This window comes from Microbacterium tenebrionis (genome assembly GCF_020682665.1).
GTDB classification, from domain to species: domain Bacteria; phylum Actinomycetota; class Actinomycetes; order Actinomycetales; family Microbacteriaceae; genus Microbacterium; species Microbacterium tenebrionis.
In genome coordinates this window covers 505,665-525,061 of record NZ_JAGTTM010000002.1, presented here as the reverse complement: position 1 = coordinate 525,061, position 19,397 = coordinate 505,665, and the positions used below count along the sequence as shown (strand labels likewise).

At 69.2% G+C, this 19,397-nt stretch carries 18 protein-coding genes and 1 pseudogene; 14 read left to right on the top strand and 5 right to left on the bottom strand.

The annotated features are described in order from the left end of the window. Positions 1–50: 50 nt before the first annotated feature. The 3 genes and pseudogenes from gcvP to KEC56_RS07790 all read left to right on the top strand — a co-directional run bounded on the left by gcvP (position 51) and on the right by KEC56_RS07790 (position 4,792). On the top strand, positions 51–2,879 hold the full coding sequence (gcvP, locus tag KEC56_RS07800; protein ID WP_372456260.1) for an aminomethyl-transferring glycine dehydrogenase: 2,829 nt from the start codon (positions 51–53) through the stop codon (positions 2,877–2,879). A gap of 156 nt (positions 2,880–3,035) precedes the next feature. After that, positions 3,036–4,226, top strand: a pseudogene (locus tag KEC56_RS07795) (dipeptide ABC transporter ATP-binding protein); the annotation flags it as partial. Beyond that, positions 4,226–4,792: a PH domain-containing protein gene (locus KEC56_RS07790; RefSeq protein WP_227530482.1), complete on the top strand. Its 567-nt coding sequence runs from the start codon at positions 4,226–4,228 to the stop codon at positions 4,790–4,792. The pseudogene KEC56_RS07795 and the gene KEC56_RS07790, both read left to right, overlap by 1 nt. A gap of 77 nt (positions 4,793–4,869) precedes the next feature. Here KEC56_RS07790 and KEC56_RS07785 read toward each other — a convergent pair whose 3' ends face one another. Further along, entirely contained in the window at positions 4,870–5,625 is a 756-nt protein-coding gene (locus tag KEC56_RS07785) for a CPBP family intramembrane glutamic endopeptidase (RefSeq protein WP_227530481.1), read from the bottom strand. A 194-nt stretch (positions 5,626–5,819) separates the two neighbouring features. Between KEC56_RS07785 and typA the strand changes: the two genes are divergently transcribed. Then, complete coding sequence (gene typA / locus KEC56_RS07780) at positions 5,820–7,730, top strand: translational GTPase TypA (RefSeq protein ID WP_227530480.1); 1,911 nt, start codon at positions 5,820–5,822, stop codon at positions 7,728–7,730. 141 nt (positions 7,731–7,871) lie between these two features. Here the strand turns inward: typA and KEC56_RS07775 are convergent, their stop codons facing one another. After that, on the bottom strand, positions 7,872–8,417 hold the full coding sequence (locus tag KEC56_RS07775) for a helix-turn-helix domain-containing protein (protein WP_175985869.1): 546 nt from the start codon (positions 8,415–8,417) through the stop codon (positions 7,872–7,874). A 64-nt stretch (positions 8,418–8,481) separates the two neighbouring features. Here KEC56_RS07775 and KEC56_RS07770 point away from each other — a divergent pair, with 64 nt between their 5' ends. From KEC56_RS07770 to KEC56_RS07740, 7 genes are all read left to right on the top strand, one after another. Further along, entirely contained in the window at positions 8,482–9,225 is a 744-nt protein-coding gene (locus KEC56_RS07770) for an AzlC family ABC transporter permease (protein WP_227530479.1), read from the top strand. Further along, positions 9,222–9,536 carry an AzlD domain-containing protein gene (locus tag KEC56_RS07765; RefSeq protein ID WP_175985871.1) on the top strand — a complete coding sequence of 105 codons (315 nt, stop codon included), beginning with the start codon at positions 9,222–9,224 and terminating at the stop codon, positions 9,534–9,536. Before KEC56_RS07770 ends, KEC56_RS07765 begins: the two co-directional genes overlap by 4 nt. A gap of 35 nt (positions 9,537–9,571) precedes the next feature. After that, the gene (locus tag KEC56_RS07760; RefSeq protein WP_227530478.1) at positions 9,572–9,973 is read left to right on the top strand and encodes a histidinol dehydrogenase; all 402 of its coding nucleotides are present in this window, start codon (positions 9,572–9,574) and stop codon (positions 9,971–9,973) included. Positions 9,974–9,982: 9 nt separating this feature from the next. Beyond that, entirely contained in the window at positions 9,983–10,303 is a 321-nt protein-coding gene (gene fdxA / locus KEC56_RS07755) for a ferredoxin (RefSeq protein WP_227530477.1), read from the top strand. Between the two features lie 3 nt (positions 10,304–10,306). Further along, positions 10,307–11,419 (top strand): succinyldiaminopimelate transaminase, encoded by a 1,113-nt coding sequence (gene dapC, locus KEC56_RS07750; RefSeq protein ID WP_227530476.1) that lies wholly within the window; start codon positions 10,307–10,309, stop codon positions 11,417–11,419. Between the two features lie 184 nt (positions 11,420–11,603). After that, positions 11,604–12,899, top strand: coding sequence for a citrate synthase (locus KEC56_RS07745; RefSeq protein WP_227530475.1), 1,296 nt, complete (start codon positions 11,604–11,606; stop codon positions 12,897–12,899). Positions 12,900–12,963: 64 nt separating this feature from the next. Beyond that, the gene (locus KEC56_RS07740) at positions 12,964–13,302 is read left to right on the top strand and encodes an SHOCT domain-containing protein (protein WP_227530474.1); all 339 of its coding nucleotides are present in this window, start codon (positions 12,964–12,966) and stop codon (positions 13,300–13,302) included. 70 nt (positions 13,303–13,372) lie between these two features. Here KEC56_RS07740 and KEC56_RS07735 read toward each other — a convergent pair whose 3' ends face one another. Both KEC56_RS07735 and dapD read right to left on the bottom strand, forming a co-directional pair. Further along, the gene (locus tag KEC56_RS07735; protein ID WP_227530473.1) at positions 13,373–14,839 is read right to left on the bottom strand and encodes a DEAD/DEAH box helicase; all 1,467 of its coding nucleotides are present in this window, start codon (positions 14,837–14,839) and stop codon (positions 13,373–13,375) included. Positions 14,840–15,066: 227 nt separating this feature from the next. Then, positions 15,067–16,008 (bottom strand): 2,3,4,5-tetrahydropyridine-2,6-dicarboxylate N-succinyltransferase, encoded by a 942-nt coding sequence (gene dapD, locus KEC56_RS07730; protein WP_175985876.1) that lies wholly within the window; start codon positions 16,006–16,008, stop codon positions 15,067–15,069. A 50-nt stretch (positions 16,009–16,058) separates the two neighbouring features. Here dapD and dapE point away from each other — a divergent pair, with 50 nt between their 5' ends. From dapE to KEC56_RS07715, 3 genes are all read left to right on the top strand, one after another. After that, the gene (dapE, locus tag KEC56_RS07725) at positions 16,059–17,132 is read left to right on the top strand and encodes a succinyl-diaminopimelate desuccinylase (RefSeq protein ID WP_175985877.1); all 1,074 of its coding nucleotides are present in this window, start codon (positions 16,059–16,061) and stop codon (positions 17,130–17,132) included. Then, the gene (locus KEC56_RS07720; protein WP_227530472.1) at positions 17,114–18,328 is read left to right on the top strand and encodes a putative hexosyltransferase; all 1,215 of its coding nucleotides are present in this window, start codon (positions 17,114–17,116) and stop codon (positions 18,326–18,328) included. Before dapE ends, KEC56_RS07720 begins: the two co-directional genes overlap by 19 nt. 103 nt (positions 18,329–18,431) lie before the next feature. Next, entirely contained in the window at positions 18,432–18,599 is a 168-nt protein-coding gene (locus tag KEC56_RS07715; protein ID WP_147039918.1) for a DUF3117 domain-containing protein, read from the top strand. Positions 18,600–18,743: 144 nt separating this feature from the next. Here KEC56_RS07715 and KEC56_RS07710 read toward each other — a convergent pair whose 3' ends face one another. Continuing rightward, complete coding sequence (locus KEC56_RS07710; RefSeq protein ID WP_227530471.1) at positions 18,744–19,379, bottom strand: O-methyltransferase; 636 nt, start codon at positions 19,377–19,379, stop codon at positions 18,744–18,746. Between the last annotated feature and the right edge of the window lie 18 nt (positions 19,380–19,397).

Here is a 19,397-nt window from a genome sequence, read left to right as displayed (position 1 = left end):
CAGGATTCGCCGACCGTCATATCGGAACCACCGAGCAGACGCAGCGCACGATGCTCGAGGCTCTCGGGCTCACGCCGGAGATCGAAGACATCAGCCCGATCGAGACGCTCATGCGTCAGGCCGTGCCCGGGAGCATCTACACCGACCCGTCGCGGCAATCGTCGATCCCCGCTGCGGCCACCGAGGCGCAGGCGCTCGCCGAGCTGCGCGGCTTCGCGTCGCGCAACACGGTGAACACGCCGATGATCGGTCTGGGCTACTACGGCACGATCACGCCGAGCGTGATCCAGCGCAACGTCCTCGAGAACCCGTCCTGGTACACCGCTTACACGCCGTACCAGCCGGAGATCTCGCAGGGGCGTCTGGAGGCGCTCATCAACTTCCAGACGATGGTCGCCGATCTCACCGGCCTCACGACGGCGAACGCGTCGATGCTCGACGAGTCCACCGCGGTCGCCGAGGGGATGCTGCTGGCCAGGCGCGCGTCGAGGTCGAAGTCGAACGTGTTCGTCGTCGATGCCGGAGCGTTCCCGCAGACCAAGGCGCTGCTCGCGACGCGCGCCGAGGCGCTGGACATCGAGCTCGTCGAGCGCGATCTCGCCGGCGGTGAGGCGCTGCCGGACGAGCTGTTCGGCGTGTTCGTGCAGTACCCCGCGGCATCCGGTCTCGTGTGGGACCCGAGCTCCGTCATCGATGCCGCGCACCTCGCTGGCGGCCTCGCGGTCGTGGCGGCCGATCTGCTGGCACTCACGCTGATCGCCTCGCCGGGCTCGCTCGGCGCCGACGTCGCGGTCGGCACCACGCAGCGCTTCGGTGTGCCGATGGCTTTCGGCGGCCCGCACGCCGGGTACATGGCCGTCCGCCAGGGCCTCGAGCGTCAGTTGCCGGGGCGCCTCGTCGGCGTCTCGGTGGATGCTGACGGCAGGCCCGCGTACCGGCTCGCGCTGCAGACGCGCGAGCAGCACATCCGCCGTGAGAAGGCGACCTCGAACATCTGCACCGCGCAGGTGCTCCTGGCCGTCATGGCCTCGATGTACGCGGTCTATCATGGTCCCGACGGGCTGGCGAACATCGCCCGCAACGTCGCGCTGCGCGCATCGATGTTCCGCGACTGGCTCGTCGAGGCCGGAGCCGACGTCGTGCACGACGCGTTCTTCGACACCGTTCAGGTGCGAACAGCGGATGCTGCGGCGATCGTGGCCCGCGCGCACGACGAGCACGGCATCCTGCTGCGTCTCGTCGACGAGAACACGGTCGGCATCTCGGTCGACGAGACGACCGACTTCGGTGCGCTGCACCAGGTGGCGATCCTGTTCGGCGGCAAGGAGCAGCGCTCGTTCGGCTACTTCGGCAGCGGGTCGCACGGCGCCCTACCCGAGACCCTGATCCGCGCGGACGAGTACCTGACCCACCCGGTCTTCCATGTGCACCGCTCCGAGACCGCCATGATGCGGTACCTGAAGAGCCTCGCCGACCGCGACTACGCGCTCGACCGCGGCATGATCCCGCTCGGCTCGTGCACCATGAAGCTCAACGCCGCGACCGAGATGGCGTCGATCACGTGGCCGGAGTTCGCGCAGATCCACCCGTTCGCGCCCGAGTCCGATGTCGCCGGGTACCTGGAGATGATCGATCAGCTCGAGGGCTGGCTGGCCGAGGTCACCGGCTACGACGCCGTCTCGCTGCAGCCGAACGCAGGATCCCAGGGCGAACTCGCCGGACTCCTCGCGATCCGCGGCTATCACCTGGCGAACGGTGACGAGCACCGCACCGTGTGCCTCATCCCATCGTCCGCGCACGGCACGAACGCGGCATCCGCCGTGCTCGCCGGCATGAAGGTCGTCGTCGTCGCCTGCGACGAGCTCGGCAATGTCGATCTCGACGATCTGCAGGCGAAGATCGCCGCGCACGCCGACGAGATCGCGGCGCTCATGATCACGTATCCGTCCACGCACGGCGTGTACGAGCAGGATGTCGTCGACATCACGACCGCCGTGCACGACGCCGGCGGCCAGGTGTACGTCGACGGCGCGAACCTCAACGCGCTGCTCGGCTTCGCACGGTTCGGCGACCTCGGCGGCGACGTCTCGCACCTGAACCTGCACAAGACCTTCGCGATCCCGCACGGCGGCGGCGGGCCGGGCGTGGGACCGGTGGCCGCCAAGGCGCACCTGACCGAGCATCTGCCCTCGCACCCGCTCGCGCAGCGCACGGCGCACGCCGGCGGGTACGAGTTCGCCGGAGGGCCGGTCTCGGCCGCGCCCTATGGATCGGCCGGCATCCTGCCGATCTCGTGGTCGTACGTCCGCATGATGGGCGCCGAGGGGCTTCGGGATGCTACGGCTGCCGCCGTCCTGTCGGCCAACTACATCGCCGCGCGCCTCGGCGAGCACTACCCGGTGCTGTACGCCGGTGAGAACGGCCGTGTCGCGCACGAGTGCATCCTCGACCTGCGCCCGCTCAAGGAGACCACCGGCATCACGGTCGACGACGTCGCCAAGCGGCTGATCGACTACGGCTTCCACGCTCCGACGATGTCGTTCCCCGTTCCGGGGACCCTCATGGTCGAGCCGACCGAGTCCGAGGACATCGGCGAGATCGACCGGTTCATCGAGGCGATGATCATGATCAAGCAGGAGGCCGACGCCGTCGCCGCCGGTCGCTGGCCCGCCGACGACAATCCGCTCGTGAACGCGCCGCACACCGCGGTGTCGCTGATCGCGGGGGATTGGGACCACGCCTACACCCGCGAGGATGCCGCCTACCCCGTGCACTCCCTCGTCGCGGGCAAGTACTGGCCGCCGGTGCGCCGCATCGACCAGGCCTACGGCGACCGCAACCTCATGTGCGCGTGCCCGCCGATCGAGGCGTTCGCGTAGCATCCGCGTCCGACGCCGCCCCCTCCCGCCACCGGCGGATGAGGGGGCGGCGTCGTTTCCTGTGCGAGTCACGGCTGTTTCGCTGTTGTGGCAAGTCAGTAACGGTTCATTAACGGAGCTATTCCAACGATGGAACGTCACGTAGCCTCTGGTGTATTCCCGCACCAGTTCTCGGGAGGCATGCGCCAGCGCGCCCTCATCGGGATCGGCCTCGCGGCCGACCCGAAGCTGCTGATCGCCGATGAGCCGACGAGTGCGCTGGACGTCACCGTGCAGCGCGTGATCCTCGATCACCTCGCCACGCTCACGAGCGAGCGAGGAACGTCGGTTCTGCTCATCACGCACGACCTGGGACTGGCCGCGGAGCGGGCGGACCGCATCCTCGTGATGAACCAGGGCGAGATCGTCGAGGCCGGACGCAGTGCCGAGATCCTGACGAACCCGCGGCATCCGTACACGCAGCGCCTGGTCGCCGCGGCCCCGAGCCTGGCATCCCAGCGCATCGGCGACACGGGTCTGACCAGCGCAGCCGTCGAGGATGCACCCGCCGTGGTCGAGGTGCGAAACCTCGTCAAGGACTTCTCGATCCGCACGGGAGGGCTGCGCCACGAGCAGTTCCGCGCGGTCGATGATGTCTCGTTCTCGATCCCCCGCGGCAAGACGCTGGCACTGGTGGGCGAGTCCGGATCGGGCAAGTCCACGGTCGCGAAGATGCTGCTGCAGCTCGAGAAGCCGACCGACGGTGAGATCCTCATCGACGGGACGCCGACGAGCACGATGTCGAGGGCGGATGTCTTCCGCCTGCGTCGTCGCATGCAGCCGGTCTTCCAGGATCCGTACGGCTCGCTCGACCCGCTGCGCAGCATCGGCAACCTCATCTCCGAGCCCCTGCACGTGCACGGCATCGGCACGAAGGAGGAGCAGCACCAGCGCTCGCTCGAACTCCTCGAGCAGGTCGCGCTGCCGCAGGAACTCGCATGGCGGTACCCGAACGAGCTGTCCGGCGGTCAGCGCCAGCGCGTCGCGATCGCCCGGGCCCTCGCGCTCAAGCCCGACATCGTCGTCCTCGACGAGGCCGTGTCGGCGCTCGACGTGCTGGTGCAGGATCAGATCCTGCAGTTGCTCTCGGACCTGCAGCAGGAGCTCGGTCTGACGTACCTGTTCATCACGCACGACCTCGCTGTCGTCCGCGTCGCCGCGGACCTCGTGTGCGTCATGGAGCAGGGGCGCATCGTCGAGCAGGGCACGGTGGACGAGATCTTCACCAACCCGCAGGAGGAGTACACGCGGCGACTGCTCGAGGCGATCCCGGGCGCATCGCTCGCTCTGGGCGGCGGCACCGCCTGATGGCACCTGCCAGGCCGCCCCGGGCCTTCCCGGTCACCGGGGCGGTCTGGCTGCTCGTCATCTGCGCGGTCGTCGCGCTGTACCTGCTGATCGATGCCGGGGTGCGCACCGGCGTCGGCGGCGCTCTGCTGCTGGCTCCGTGGCCGCTGCTCGTGCTCTGGTCCGTCTACGTCGTCGGGGTCGCATCCGACATCCGCGCCGACCGCGCGGGTGTCGAGGTGCAGAACCTCCTCCGCCGCACCTCGATGCCGTGGTCGCGCATCAAGCGCATCGCGATGCGCTGGCAGATCGAGTTCTCACTCGACGACGGAAAGGTCGTGCGCTGCTTCGGCGGGCCCGCACGCTCGCGTCCGCGGCGGATCGGCCCTGACCGTGCGAAGGAGGACGGCAACGAGAACGCCGCCGACGGCATCGCGAAGCTGCAGCGTCTGCGCCTGGACGCGCAGGCGGCTCCGGATACCACTGCTCCGGATGCCGCAGTCGTGAAATCGTGGGACTGGCCCGCGATCCTCGCCCTCGTCGTCCTCGCGGCCTGGGCGGTCGCGGCGGTCCTCCTCACCCGCTGATCTGCACCGAATCCCCAAGGCCGCGCCGGCACAGCGCCGGATCGGCGCAGTCTCGACGCGGCCTTGCAGTCTCGAGGTCAGGGGAGGAGCGGGGCGACCAGGGGATAGCCGACGAACGCGACCGCGTCGATGATGAAGTGCGCGACCAGGAACGGCAGCAGTCGCCCCGTCCTCGCGAACAGCCAACCGAACACCAGCCCCATCGCCAGGTTCCCGATGAACGCACCCGGTCCCTGGTACAGGTGGTAGCTCGCGCGCAGCACCGAAGTGGCGATGATGATCGGCCAGCTGCCCCAGCCGAGCTGCCGCAGGCGCAGGAACAGGTACCCGAGCACGACGAACTCCTCGGTGATCGAGGCGCGGGCTGCCGAGAGCAGCAGAATCGGCACGGTCCACCAGTGCGCGTCGATCCCGCCCGGATCGACGGCGACGAAGAGCCCCAGCATCCGGCCTCCGACGTACAGGGCAAGGCCCGGGATGCCGATCGCCAGGACGAGCAGGATGCCCTGTCCGATCTCGCGTCCGACACGGGCGCCGTCGAGCCCCAGCGAGCCCAGGTGCGGGCGGCGGTGCTGCCAGACGAGGAAGCACACGAGCAGGACCGGAACGATCGAGAAGCCGATGCCGAGCACCTGGTAGATCAGGTCGAAGACCTCCCGGTCGCTGCGGGAGGGATTCAGCGTCGTCGACTGATCCGCCAGCGGGGTGGCATCCGTCAGTCGGTACACGATCTGCACGATCGCGTAGACGGCTGACTCGCCGAGCCCCAGGGCGAGGACGATCGCGATCTCCCACCACGTGCGGGCGCGCCCGGCCACAGCTTCTCGTTCCACGTGTCGATGCTAGATCCGACTCCGTTCAAGTAACGCGAATGACCTGATTCCCGGCCAGGATCGGGGCATTTGCGTTACTCGAACGCCGGACCCACAACCCCGTGCGATATCCTGGACCGTCACTTCGTCTCGCTGACGCTCGATCAGTACAAGCGGCACCTCCATCACATCCCAATCCCTTTTAGGAAACCTGCATGGCGCACGCCCTTCGCTCTGACCTCCGCAATGTCGCAATCGTCGCGCACGTCGACCACGGCAAGACCACCCTCGTCGACGCGATGCTCCGTCAGACGGGCTCCTTCGGCGAACACGCGCACGTCGACGAGCGCGCCATGGACTCGAACGATCTCGAGCGCGAAAAGGGCATCACGATCCTCGCGAAGAACACCGCGATCACCTACAACGGCGCCCACACCGACGTCCCCGTCACGATCAACGTGATCGACACCCCCGGCCACGCCGACTTCGGCGGCGAGGTGGAGCGCGGCCTGTCCATGGTCGACGGCGTCGTGCTGCTCGTGGACTCCTCCGAGGGTCCGTTGCCGCAGACCCGCTTCGTGCTGCGCAAGGCGCTCGAGGCGAAGCTCCCCGTCATCCTGCTGGTCAACAAGACCGACCGCCCCGACGCGCGCATCGTCGAGGTGGAGGAGGAGGCTCACGACCTGCTCCTGGGCCTGGCATCCGACCTCGTCGACGACGTTCCCGACCTCGACGTCGACGCGCTGCTCGACGTTCCCGTCGTGTACGCGTCCGGCCGTGCCGGAGCTGCCAGCCGCACCCGCCCCGACAACGGTGCCCTGCCCGACAACGACGACCTCGAGCCGCTGTTCGAGGCGATCCTCGAGCACATCCCCGCCCCGGCGTACGACGACGAGGCGCCGCTGCAGGCGTGGGTCACGAACCTCGACTCCAGCCCGTTCCTCGGCCGCCTCGCCCTGCTGCGCGTCTTCAACGGCACGCTGAAGAAGGGCCAGACCGTCGCCTGGGTGCGCTCCGACGGCACCACCAGCAACGCCCGCATCACCGAGCTGCTGATGACCCGTGCCCTCGAGCGCTACCCGGCCGAGTCCGCCGGGCCCGGCGACATCGTCGCCATCGCGGGCTTCGAGGACATCACGATCGGCGAGACGATCGCCGACCCGAACGACGTCCGTCCGCTGCCGCAGATCCACGTCGATGATCCCGCGATCTCGATGACCATCGGCACGAACACCTCGCCGCTGGTGGGCAAGGTCAAGGGCCACAAGCTCACCGCCCGCATGGTGAAGGACCGCCTCGACCGCGAGCTCATCGGAAACGTGTCGCTCAAGGTCGTCGACATCGGGCGCCCGGATGCGTGGGAGGTGCAGGGCCGCGGCGAGCTCGCGCTGGCCATCCTCGTCGAGAACATGCGCCGTGAAGGCTTCGAGCTCACGGTCGGCAAGCCCCAGGTGGTCACCAAGAAGGTCGACGGCAAGGTTCACGAGCCCTTCGAGCACCTGACGATCGACGCTCCTGAGGAGTACCTCGGCGCGATCACGCAGCTTCTCGCCAACCGCAAGGGCCGCATGGATAACATGATCAACCACGGCACCGGCTGGGTGCGCATGGAGTTCATCGTCCCCGCCCGCGGCCTCATCGGCTTCCGCACCGAGTTCATGACCACGACGCGCGGCACCGGCATCGCCAACAGCATCTCGCACGGCTACGAGCCGTGGGCCGGCCACATCACGACGCGTCAGAACGGCTCGATCGTGGCCGACCGCTCGGGTGTCGTGACGCCCTTCGCGATGATCGCACTGCAGGAGCGCATGTCGTTCTTCGTCAAGCCCACGCAGGAGGTCTACGAGGGCATGGTCATCGGCGAGAACTCGCGCAGCGATGACATGGACGTGAACATCACCAAGGAGAAGAAGCTCACCAACATGCGGTCGGCGACCGCGGACTCGTTCGAGTCGATGACGCCGCCGCGTGAGCTCTCACTCGAGGAGAGCCTCGAGTTCGCCCGTGACGACGAATGCGTCGAGGTGACGCCCGAGGTCGTCCGCATCCGCAAGGTGATCCTCGACCAGACGACCCGTGGTCGCGAGACCGCGCGTCAGAAGCGCCAGGACGCCAACGCGTAACCCTCTTCCCCGTCGAGGCCCCCTCCGGTCGTCGACGCCCCCGCTCACATGCATCGCTGAGCGGGGGCGTGGATGCCGCGAGGGGGCGTTGTCGTATCGGCGGCGGGTCGCAGGCGGCGGACGGTCGCAGACGGAGCGAGGTCAGCGCAGCTCGGTGATCAGGACGGCGCTCGTGCCGGGGAGCAGCGCCTCGAACACGTGCGAGGCGTCGCCGGGGTAGGAGACGTAGTCACCGGGGTTCAGGATCACGGCATCGCCCGCCGTTCCCAGGCTCGCCTGACCGGAGACGAGCACGACGTGCTCGATCGTGCCGGCGTGGTGCGGCTCGGAACGCCGCGGCTCGCCGGGCTCGGCACGGATGAGGTAGACGTCCCGGCGGGCGCCGGGAGGGCTCGCTGACAGCAGCGACGCACTGTACGCGGCAGCGGCGGACGGCACCTCGGGGAGATCGTCGGCGCGGATCAGCGTCGGTGAGCTCGCCTGCTGCTCGACGAGAACGGCGAACGGCACACCGAGCGCGACGCCCAGCGCCCACAGCGTCTCGACGCTCGGGTTGCCGGCGCCGTTCTCCAGCTGCGACACGGTCGCCTTCGACACGCCGGCCTGCCTCGCCAGCTCCGACACGGACAGGCCGCGGGCCTCGCGTTCGCGTCGAAGGGTGCGGGCGATGCGCGTTCCGAGATCCATCTGTTCATCATGCCAAACGATCGTTCACTTGACTGTCTTTCCGGTGATGTTCAGAATGATCATCATGCGTTCAGTGGATCGAACGGCGAAGGCCGAGCCGCCCGGCCTCGCGCGCCGCGAGGTGTGGCGCGAGGGTGTCGGCGTCGCCGTCGCCACGAGCGCCTACGGCATCTCCTTCGGCGCGCTCGCCGTGGCTTCGGGGCTGGACGTGTGGCAGACCTGCGTCCTGAGCCTGCTCATGTTCACGGGCGGGTCGCAGTTCGCGTTCATCGGGGTCTTCAGCGCCGGGGGGATGAGCGCTCTGCCCTCGGCTGTGGCCTCGGCCGCGCTGCTCGGAGTGCGGAACATGGCCTACGGCATGCGGATGTCGCCCATCATCGGCTCCGGCTTCTGGAAACGTGCGGCGGCAGCGCAGGTCACGATCGACGAATCCACCGCGGTGGCGATCTCGCAGAGCGCCCGTCCGCTGCGGCTCCTCGGATTCTGGGTCACCGGCATCGGCGTGTTCGTCGGCTGGAATCTCACCACCCTCCTCGGAGCGCTGCTCGGCGATGTGCTCGGCGACCCCAAGACCTGGGGTCTGGATGCCGCGGCCGCAGCGGCCTTCCTCGCACTGCTGTGGCCTCGGCTCAAGCAACGGCAGGCGATCGCCGTGGGCGTCGCCGCGGCCGTGGTCGCCTCGGCGCTGACGCCGTTCATCATGCCGGGGCTTCCCGTGCTCGTCGCCGCCGTCGTCGCGATCGTCGTCGGCTGGTTCAACTGGCTCGGCGACCGCCGCCCCCGAGTCGACCCGGAGGTGCCCGCATGAGCGTCTGGAGCGCCGTCCTGCTGGCCGCCTGCATCTGCGTGGCGCTCAAGGCGTTCGGCTACCTGATCCCCGCGCACCTGCTCGAGGCGCCGCGGCCGGCCCGGATCTCCGATCTGCTGACCGTCGCCCTGCTGGCTGCTCTGGTCGGTGTGCAGACGCTCGGCAGCGGGCAGGGCATCGTCGCGGATGCCCGCATCCCGGCCGTCCTGGTCGCTGCGGGACTGCTCTACCTGCGCCAGTCGTTCCTTGTCGTCGTGATCGCGGCGGCCGCCGTGGCGGCGCTCCTGCGACTGGCAGGATGGGCTGCCTGATCGGAGGTGGCACTGCACGCGCGTAGGATCTGATCGTGCCCAACTGGTTGTCCCGCCTGCTGTCCTGGATCGCCGCCGCGCTCGTCGGCGTCGTCTACGGAACTGCGGGCACGATCGCCCACAGCCTGATGTGGGGACCGGTGCCGATCGGGTTCATCGTCGCGGCCATCGCCTGCGGAGCCCTGCTCATCGCGGTCCGTGCGCTGACGAACGACCGCGCGGCGACGATCGCCACCGCACTCGGGATGATCGGGATGCTGCTGATCATCTCGGGCCCCGGCCCCGGCGGCTCGGTCATCGTGCCGAACACGCCCATCGGGCAGATCTGGATCTACGTGGTCTGCGGCATCGCGCTGCTCGTGATCGCCTGGCCGAACCTCAAGCGCTCCGCGCCGCAGCCGACGCGCCGGAGCGCACTGAACGAGAACGGGTCGTAGACTGAAGGGGTGACGTATGTGATCGCCCTCCCGTGCGTCGATGTCAAGGACCGCGCCTGCATCGACGAGTGCCCCGTTGACTGCATCTACGAGGGCGAGCGATCGCTGTACATCCACCCCGACGAGTGCGTCGACTGCGGCGCCTGCGAGCCGGTGTGCCCCGTCGAGGCGATCTACTACGAGGACGACCTGCCCGACGAGTGGCAGGACTACTACAAGGCGAACGTCGAGTTCTTCGAAGAGATCGGTTCGCCCGGCGGCGCGGCCAAGGTCGGCGTCATCAAGCACGACCACCCGATCATCGCCGCGCTCCCGCCGCAGGGAGAGTAGGGCGTGGGGGTCAGGGATCTCGCCGAATACCCATGGGATGCCGTCGTCCCGTTCCGTGAGCGCGCGGCGGAGCATCCGCAGGGGATCGTCGATCTCTCCATCGGCTCGCCCGTCGACCCGACCCCTGACGTCATCCGGCAGGCGCTCGCCGAGGCCACGGATGCCCACGCCTACCCGCAGAACATCGGTACTCCGGCGCTGCGCGAGGCGATCGTGGAGTGGTACGCACGGCGCAGGGGAGTGCCGGACCTCACCGTCGACAACGTGCTGCCCACCGTCGGTTCGAAAGAGCTCGTCGCGCTGCTGCCGACGCTGCTCGGACTCGGCGAGGGCGACATCGTCGTCTTTCCCCGGGTCGCGTATCCGACCTACGAGGTCGGGGCACGCGTCGCCGGTGCCACGCCGGTGGCCGAGGACGATCCCGCGGCCTGGCCCGAGGGCACCAAGCTCATCTGGATCAACACTCCGGGAAACCCCGACGGGCGCACCTGGACGGTCGAAGAGCTCGCCGCGGCCGTCAGCCGCGCTCGTGAGCTCGGCGCCGTCCTCGCCAGCGACGAGTGCTATGCCGAACTCGGCTGGGACGGTCCGTGGGCGAGCGAACCGGTGCCCTCCATCCTCGACCCGCGAGTGACCGGCGCAGCCCGGAGCAACCTTCTCAGCGTGTACTCCCTGAGCAAGCAGTCCAACCTCGCCGGCTACCGCGCCGCCTTCGTCGCCGGATGCGCGCGGGTGATCGCCGACCTGCTCATGGCGCGCAAGCACCTGGGGCTCATGATGCCGGCGCCCGTGCAGCAGGCGATGGTCGTGGCCCTGGGCGATGACGAGCACGTAGCGACCCAGAAGGAGCTGTACCGCGCCCGCCGCGACCTGCTAAAGCCGGCTCTGCGGACGGCCGGCTTCCGGATCGACGGCTCCGAGGCCGGGCTCTACCTGTGGGCCACAGAGGGCAGGGACGCCTGGGAATCAATGGGTCGGCTCGCGGATCTCGGCATCCTGGCCGGCCCAGGACCCTTCTACGGACCCGACGCCGCCCAGCACGTGCGCCTCGCTCTGACGGCACCGCTGGAGCGCATAGCCGAGGGTGCGCGCCGGCTGAACGCGGCCGTCCTGTAGGAACCCGCCGCACGATCCACGCATCTCTTGGCGGATGTCACAGTAGGTCGATCTGACGACTAGGCTGTAAAGGCGATTCGGTCGGGATCCGGCCAGGCGCCCGGCGCCGTGCATCGCCATCGAGCCATCGACCATCAGGACGAATCTGACCGACATGGTCGCGTAAACCCACAAGGAGGTCCGCGTGAGTGCAGCGGGAGACCAGCAGACCAAGGCCACTCTCACGGTCGGCGAGACCACTGCCGAGTTCCCGATCCTGCGGGGCACGGCGGGGGCGGACAGCATCGACTTCTCGACGCTGACCAAGCAGACCGGCTTCACCGGCCTCGACTACGGGTTCGTGAACACGGCGTCGACGAAGTCCGAGATCACGTACATCGACGGCGATCAGGGCATCCTGCGCTACCGCGGCTACCCGATCGAGCAGATCGCCAAGAACTGCACCTACCTCGAGGTCGCTTGGCTGCTCATCTACGGCGAGCTGCCCACGGCCTCCGAGCTGGCCGACTTCGACGAGCGCATCCGGCGCCACACTCTCCTGCACGAGGACCTCAAGCACTTCTTCTCCGCTCTTCCGCACACCGCGCACCCCATGTCGGTGCTGTCGTCCGCGGTCGCCGCGCTCTCGACCTACTACGAGGGCCAGACCGACCCGAACAACCCCGAGCACGTCGAGCTGAACATGGTCCGCATGCTCGCCAAGCTCCCCGTGATCGCGGCGTACGCGCACAAGAAGAGCGTCGGCCAGGCCTTCCTGTACCCCGACAACTCCCTGAGCTTCGTCGACAACTTCCTCAAGCTCAACTTCGGCGTGAACTCCGAACCGTACGAGATCAACCCGGTGATGTCGAAGGCGCTCGAGCTGCTGCTGATCCTCCACGAGGACCACGAGCAGAACGCGTCGACCTCGACGGTGCGCCTGGTCGGCTCGACCGGAGCCAACCAGTTCGCCTCGATCTCGGCCGGCATCCAGGCGCTCTCGGGTCCGCTGCACGGCGGCGCGAACGAGGCCGTGCTGAGCATGCTCGCCGAGATCCGCGACTCGGGTCAGGGCGTGCAGCGCTTCGTCGAGCGCGTGAAGAACAAGGAAGAGGGCGTCAAGCTCATGGGCTTCGGCCACCGGGTCTACAAGAACTATGACCCGCGCGCCAAGCTCGTCAAGGAGGCCGCTGACGAGGTGCTCCGCGAGCTCGGCGTCACCGATCCGCTCCTCGACCTCGCCAAGGAGCTCGAGGAGATCGCCCTCGCGGACGACTACTTCAAGGAGCGCCGCCTCTACCCGAACGTCGATTTCTACACCGGCGTGATCTACAAGGCGATGGGCTTCCCGACCCGCATGTTCACCGTGCTCTTCGCGATCGGCCGCCTGCCCGGCTGGCTCGCCCAGTGGCGCGAGTTGAACCTCGACCCGCAGACGAAGATCGGCCGCCCGCAGCAGCTGTACACGGGGTCGCCGGAGCGCACGTTCCAGACCCGCTGAGGTCGGGGACGCGCCGTCCGCGGCGCGGGCGTGCGCGCTGGGTGGCGGGGGATAGTATTCCGCCATGGATGATGCGCTCTTCGACGCCATGCCCGGTTCCATGGGCATCGCTTTCGCGATCTTCGGTGTCCTGTTCGTCGCGGCGGTGATCTTCATCATCGTCGCGGCGGTACGCAACTGGAAGACTGCGAAGGAGGCGGGATACGACCCACTGACCATGCAGACGCAGGCTACGGCTCAGGTTCTGCGCAGCGAGCTTCTGCGCCCGGCCGGGACGCCTGTGGCCGAGGTGGCTCCACCATCGATCGAGCAGCGTCTTGCCGAACTCGATGATCTGCACGCACGCGGAGTCATCACCGACGCGGAGCACGCCGCGGCGCGAGCCAGTGCGCTCGGCACCTGATCCGACAGCACCCTGATCGATGTCGAAGGCCCCGACCGGTGTGACCGGTCGGGGCCTTTCGGCGAGGCGCTCAGCGCCCCTGGGATCCGCCGCCTTGCGCGCGGCGCGGGCGACGCGTGTCGACGCGCTGCCCGACCTGGATGCCGGGACGCTGGCCGTGGCGCTGACCCTGCTTGGCCGGCTGCCCCTGGGCCGCCTGCGTCTGGCCCGCGTGTGTCTGGCTGCCGTGCGTCTGGCCGCTGTGGTTCTGCGGACGGCGGCGCCGGCGGGCGGGCGATCCGGGTGCCGGGGCTCCGCCCTGCTGCGGCTGGCGCGGCTTCTTCGGCTGCTGACGCTGCTGCGGCTGCACCGGCGCCGGCTTGACGTGCGGCGCGCGCTCGGGGACGAGCTCCTCGACGATCGCGGCGTCGACCTGCTCGAGGTCGGCGGTGATCTGAGCCTTGCGCAACAGGTCCTTCACGTCGCGGCGCTGCTCGGGCAGCACGACGGTGACGACGGTTCCCGCAGCTCCCGCGCGCGCGGTGCGGCCGGAGCGGTGCAGGTACGCCTTGTGCTCCATGGGCGGGTCGACGTGGACGACGAGATCGACGTTGTCGACGTGCACGCCGCGAGCGGCGACGTCGGTGGCGACGAGCACGCGGACGCCGCCGTCGGCCGGGTCGGTCGAGAAGGCGCTGAGGTTGCGCTCACGGGCGTTCTGAGACAGGTTTCCGTGCAGGTCGACGGCGGGGATGCCGGCTGCGGTCAGCGCCTTGGCGAGCTTCTTCGCCTGGTGCTTGGTGCGCGTGAACAGGATGCGGCGACCGGTGCCGGCGGCGAGTTCGCGCACGAGCACCGTCTTGTGCTCGGCGGACGTGGTCACCAGCACGCGGTGCGTCATCTCACCGACTGGGACGCTCGCCTCGTCGACCTCGTGGCTCACGGGGTTTGAGAGGAAGCGCTTGGCGAGTGCGTCGATACCGCGGTCCAGCGTCGCGCTGAACAGCAGGCGCTGTCCGCCGGTCGGGGTCGCCGCGAGGATGCGGGTGACACCGGGGAGGAATCCGAGGTCGGCCATGTGGTCGGCTTCGTCGAGCACGGCCACCTCGACCGCGTCGAGGGAGACGAGCTTCTGCTTCATGAGGTCCTCGAGCCGGCCGGGGCAGGCGACGACGATGTCGACGCCGCCGCGCAGCGCCTGCTCCTGCGGGCGCTGGCTGACGCCGCCGAAGATCGTCGTGACGGTGAGGCCCGCGGCCTTTGCGAGCGGGGCCACGGTGGCCGCGATCTGGGTCGCGAGCTCACGGGTCGGGGCGAGCACGAGACCACGGGGGTGCTGGGCGCGCGTGCGCTTCTGCGACCCGGCCAGGCGGGCCACGAGCGGCAGGGCGAACGCGATGGTCTTGCCGCTGCCGGTGCGGCCGCGGCCGAGCAGGTCGCGTCCGGCCAGGGAGTCGGGGAGGGTGTCGCGCTGGATGGCGAACGCCTCGGTCTTGCCGTCGGCGGCGAGCACGTCGGCGAGGCGTGCGGGCACGCCGAGTTCAAGGAAGGTGGGCATGGATGTACTCCGTCAGCGCACGACGACTCGTGCGCGAATAGTGGGATGGGCGACCGCGCACAGGAGGTGCGCAGAGGTTCGCCGTTCGAAACGCCAACTGGTGGAGGAGCTCTGCAGCTCACTTCGGTCTGGGTGGACCCCGTGTCGACGACGCAGTCGCCCGGTACCGGGCAACCTCACAAGACTAGCAGAGCGCGGGGGTGCGGTCCCTGAGCCTGTCGAAGGGCTCAGGCGTGCAGGGCCTCGTTGAGCGTGACGCCGACACCTTCACGCTGCTTCGCCTCGATCGCGCCGGTGACGGAGTTGCGCCAGAACAGCAGTCCGTTGCGGCCACTGAGCTCGGCGGCCTTGACGATGCGCTTGCCCCCGCCTGCCGTGTCAGGCCCGTCGACGAGCACCACCTTCGACCCAGCTGTGATGTACACGCCGGCTTCGAGAATGCAGTCATCGCCCAGGGCGATGCCCAGCCCGGAGTTCGCACCGAGGAGGGTGCGAGCACCGATCGAGACGCGCACGGTGCCGCCGCCGGAGAGCGTGCCCATGATGGATGCCCCGCCGCCGATGTCGCTCCCCTCGCCGACGACGACGCCCTGCGAGATGCGGCCCTCGACCATCGAGGCGCCGAGCGTCCCGGCGTTGAAGTTCACGAAGCCCTCGTGCATCACGGTCGTGCCGGGGGAGAGGTGGGCGCCGAGGCGCACGCGCGACGCATCGGCGATGCGGACTCCCGTGGGCTGGACGTAGTCGGTCAGCCGGGGGAACTTGTCCAGCCCCTGCACCTGGATGCTGTGCCGGCGCATCTGCGCCTGCAGGCGTGCGGCATCGTCGGGATGCATCGGTCCGGCGTTCGTCCACGCGACGTTGGGCAGGTGAGCGAAGATGCCGTCGAGGTTGAGCTCGTTCGGCCGCACGAGCAGGTGCGACAGCGCGTGCAGGCGCAGGTAGGCGTCGACGGTGGATGCCGGGGCGGCATCCAGATCGATCTGCAGCTGCACGGTCTCGATCGTCACATTGCGACGCTCATCAGCGCCGGCGTGCTCCTCGAGTTCGCTGAGCTTCGCCTCGATGACCGAGCCGGTCCCGATGTGCGGGTACCAGGCGTCCAGCACGGTGCCGTCGCCGGCGATGGTCGACAGGCCGATGCCCCAGACGGTGCGCGCGTTGCTCATGCATCCACGCTACCGCGGTCCGCTCGTGTGCTTCGCCGTAGGCTGGGTTCATGACGCTCGACCTGACCTCGTCCTCCGTCGACCTCACGCGCGCGATCTGCGACATCCCCAGCGTCTCCGGAGAGGAGGCCCCTCTGGCGGACGCCATCGAGGAGGCGGTCTCAGCGCTGCCGCACCTCGAGGTCATCCGCCACGGCAACACGATCGTCGCGCGCACCACGCTCGGCCGGGAGCGCCGCGTCGTGATCGCCGGCCACATCGACACCGTCCCGATCAACGACAACCTGCCCACCCGGTCCGTGGACGTCGACGGCGTCCCGCACCTGTGGGGGCGCGGCACGGTCGACATGAAGGCCGGGGTCGCCGTGCAGCTGAAGCTCGCCGCCGAGATCACCGCGCCCGCGATCGACATCACCTGGATGTGGTACGACAACGAAGAGGTCGCGGCATCCCTCAACGGGCTGAACCTCCTCGCGGCGGACCGGCCCGAGCTCTTCGCCGCGGACTTCGCGATCCTCGGCGAGCCGTCGAACGGCGAGGTCGAGGGCGGATGCAACGGGACGCTGCGCGCGATGGTGCGCACGCATGGCGTCCGTGCGCACAGCGCCAGAGCGTGGGTGGGCGAGAACGCCATCCACGCCGCGGCGCCCATCCTCACCCGGCTCGCCGGGTACCGGGCCAAGGAGGTCCAGGTCGAGGGACTGGCGTACCGCGAGAGCCTGAGCGCCGTGCGCATCGGCGGCGGGGTGGCCGGCAACGTCATCCCGGATCTGTGCGAGGTCGAGGTCAACTACCGGTTCGCGCCCAGCAAGAACGCGGCCGACGCCGAGGCTCACCTGCGCGGCGTGCTCGACGGGTTCGAGGTCGAGATCACGGACGCGGCCGACGGGGCGCGTCCCGGCCTGGATGCTCCGATCGCTCAGCAGTTCGTGGAGGCCGTCGGCGCGACCCCGCGCCCCAAGTACGGCTGGACCGACGTCGCGCGGTTCAGCGCTCTCGGCGTCCCCGCCGTCAACTACGGGCCCGGCGACCCTCATCTGGCCCACCACGACGAGGAGCGCGTGCCGCTCGAGCAGATCGACGCGGTCGAGCGAGGTCTGCGCGCGTGGCTCACCGCGCGCTGATCGGCTCCGCGCGGCGCTGGGCGTGGTTGCCCACCGTCGCCAGGATCAGCATCATCTACGTGCTTGCACGTCTGGTGACCACCGGTCTTCTCCTGCTCGCCGCCGAGCGGTCGGATGCGGCATCCCGATTCGGTGAGAACGCGGGCATCGGCAGCTTCATCGTCGGCTGGGACGCCCAGTGGTACTGGCTCATCGCATGGGAGGGCTACCCGCAGACGTTGCCGCTGACCGAGACGGGCCAGGTCGCGGAGAACGCGTGGGCGTTCATGCCCGTGTACGCATACACCGCTCAGATCGTCGGGGCGCCGTTCGGCTCGTGGGGCGCCGGTGCGCTGCTGGTCTCCCTCGTGGCCGGCTTCTTCGCCTGCGTCGCACTGCACCGGCTGCTGCGCCCGCGAATCGGCAACTCGGCGAGCCTGTGGGCTGTCGCCTTCTTCGCGTGGGGGCCGCTGGCCGCACTCTTCCAGGTCGGGTACGCCGAAGTGCTGTTCGTGCTCCTCCTGCTCATCGCGCTCGATCTGGTCGGGCGGCGCCGTTACGGCTGGCTGTACGCGCTCATCCCCGTCATGGCGTTCACGCGACCCGGCATCCTCGCCTTCGCGCTGTACCTGGGGCTGCACGGCATCCTGCGCTGGGTCCGTCGTCGTCGCGAACCGCTGCCGGCCCGCGACGTCGTCCATATCATCGCCCTCGGGGCGCTGGCGACGGCCACGGGGTTCGGCTGGCAGGCGATCGCGGGTCTCGTCACCGGGGATCCCGGCGCCTATCTCGCGACAGAGCTGGCCTGGCGGCGCAACTGGGGTGTCGGCGAGGCCGCCTTCGTGCCCTTCGACGGCTGGATCCAGGCGGCTCAGTTCTGGTTCGTCCAGTGGGGGATGCCCGCGGCGTGGGGGATCGTCGCCCTCGTCGTGCTCGTGCTCGCGGCGGCAGCCGCTCTGCTGCTGCCGCAGGTGCGCAGGCTCGGCGCCGACCTGCGGCTGTGGGGTGCGAGCTATCTGCTGTACCTGCTCGCGGTGTTCTTTCCGCAGTCCAGCACGTTCCGGCTGCTGATGCCCCTCACCCCGCTCGCCGGAGCGCTCGCCGTCCCGCGGTCGAGGACGTATCGATGCACCGTTCTCGCGCTGTGCATCGCCGGTCAATGGCTGTGGATCGATCAGATGTACGCGAACGGGAACACGTTCTGGCAGGTCCCCTGAACGCCGGTGGGGCGGTGTTCACGAGGTATTCCCCCTGGGCGCGCACCGGGGCGGAAGTGTACCGATAAACTTGATGCATACCACCGAGGGAAAGGAAGCCACGATGGCAGCGATGAAGCCGAGGACCGGAGACGGACCCATGGAGGCCGTGAAAGAGGGACGACTCATCATCGTGCGCGTCCCCCTCGAAGGCGGCGGTCGCCTTGTCGTCTCGGTCAACGACGAAGAGGCGAAGGAGCTGCACGACGTCCTCGCCGGCGTCGTGAGCTGAGACTCGGGTTTTCACCCTGAAGGGCGGCGGATCCTCGGATCCGCCGCCCTTCGTCGTCCTCCGGGCTGCACGACGACGATCCCATCCGATTCCGCACCGGGTCCGAACGACTCATTGTGCGGCGAATGTCGCACGGAGTCCGAGTCAGTCCGTGCTGAGGCTGACGAGCTGCAGCAGGCCCTCGCCGGCGGTCGAGATCGCAGCCAGCACGGCGGGGGACTCCTGCGTCTCCTGGATCAGTGACCGGTATGCGCTGGTGACGGCGTCGCGCTGCACCGGGTCGGCGGCTCGCCCGCCCGCGAGAATCCGGGGCACGGCGACGACACCGCCGGTGCGGGCCAGGCGCAGCCCGTGCTCGACGTACTCGATGACGTTCTCGGGGTCGGCGTCGACGAGGACGATGTCGTACGCCCCCTCGTTCATGCGCGGCAGCACCTCGGCCGCGCGCCCGGTGATGAACCGGGCGCGGGTTGCGGGGACCTTCGCCTCGGCGAAGCCGCGCCGGGCGGCCGCGAGGTGCTCGGGCTCGTTGTCGATCGAGGTCAGGACGGCGCGCGGAGCGCCGCGCAGCATCCACAGGCCGGAGACACCGGCTCCGGTGCCGATCTCGACGATCGATCGGGCATCCGTCGTCGCGGCGAGCACCGCGAGCTGCGCCCCGACGGCGGGGCTCACCGATGCGACGCCGAGCTCCTGAGCATGCGTGCGGGCGCGCGCGATGTGCGCGGGCTCGATGACCGCCTCGCGGATGTATCGTGCGTTCGCGTCGTTCTCGCTCATGGCCGTATCCTCCGGTTC

What these genes read in the sequence shown, in the direction of transcription:
- gcvP (WP_372456260.1), top strand. Translation starts at nt 51, where the DNA reads ATGCTCGAGGCTCTCGGGCTCACGCCGGAGATCGAAGACATCAGCCCG.
- KEC56_RS07790 (WP_227530482.1), top strand. Translation starts at nt 4,226, where the DNA reads ATGGCACCTGCCAGGCCGCCCCGGGCCTTCCCGGTCACCGGGGCGGTC.
- typA (WP_227530480.1), top strand. Translation starts at nt 5,820, where the DNA reads ATGGCGCACGCCCTTCGCTCTGACCTCCGCAATGTCGCAATCGTCGCG.
- KEC56_RS07775 (WP_175985869.1), bottom strand. Translation starts at nt 8,417, where the DNA reads ATGGATCTCGGAACGCGCATCGCCCGCACCCTTCGACGCGAACGCGAG.
- KEC56_RS07770 (WP_227530479.1), top strand. Translation starts at nt 8,482, where the DNA reads ATGCGTTCAGTGGATCGAACGGCGAAGGCCGAGCCGCCCGGCCTCGCG.
- KEC56_RS07765 (WP_175985871.1), top strand. Translation starts at nt 9,222, where the DNA reads ATGAGCGTCTGGAGCGCCGTCCTGCTGGCCGCCTGCATCTGCGTGGCG.
- KEC56_RS07740 (WP_227530474.1), top strand. Translation starts at nt 12,964, where the DNA reads ATGGATGATGCGCTCTTCGACGCCATGCCCGGTTCCATGGGCATCGCT.
- KEC56_RS07735 (WP_227530473.1), bottom strand. Translation starts at nt 14,839, where the DNA reads ATGCCCACCTTCCTTGAACTCGGCGTGCCCGCACGCCTCGCCGACGTG.
- dapD (WP_175985876.1), bottom strand. Translation starts at nt 16,008, where the DNA reads ATGAGCAACGCGCGCACCGTCTGGGGCATCGGCCTGTCGACCATCGCC.
- dapE (WP_175985877.1), top strand. Translation starts at nt 16,059, where the DNA reads ATGACGCTCGACCTGACCTCGTCCTCCGTCGACCTCACGCGCGCGATC.
- KEC56_RS07715 (WP_147039918.1), top strand. Translation starts at nt 18,432, where the DNA reads ATGGCAGCGATGAAGCCGAGGACCGGAGACGGACCCATGGAGGCCGTG.
- KEC56_RS07710 (WP_227530471.1), bottom strand. Translation starts at nt 19,379, where the DNA reads ATGAGCGAGAACGACGCGAACGCACGATACATCCGCGAGGCGGTCATC.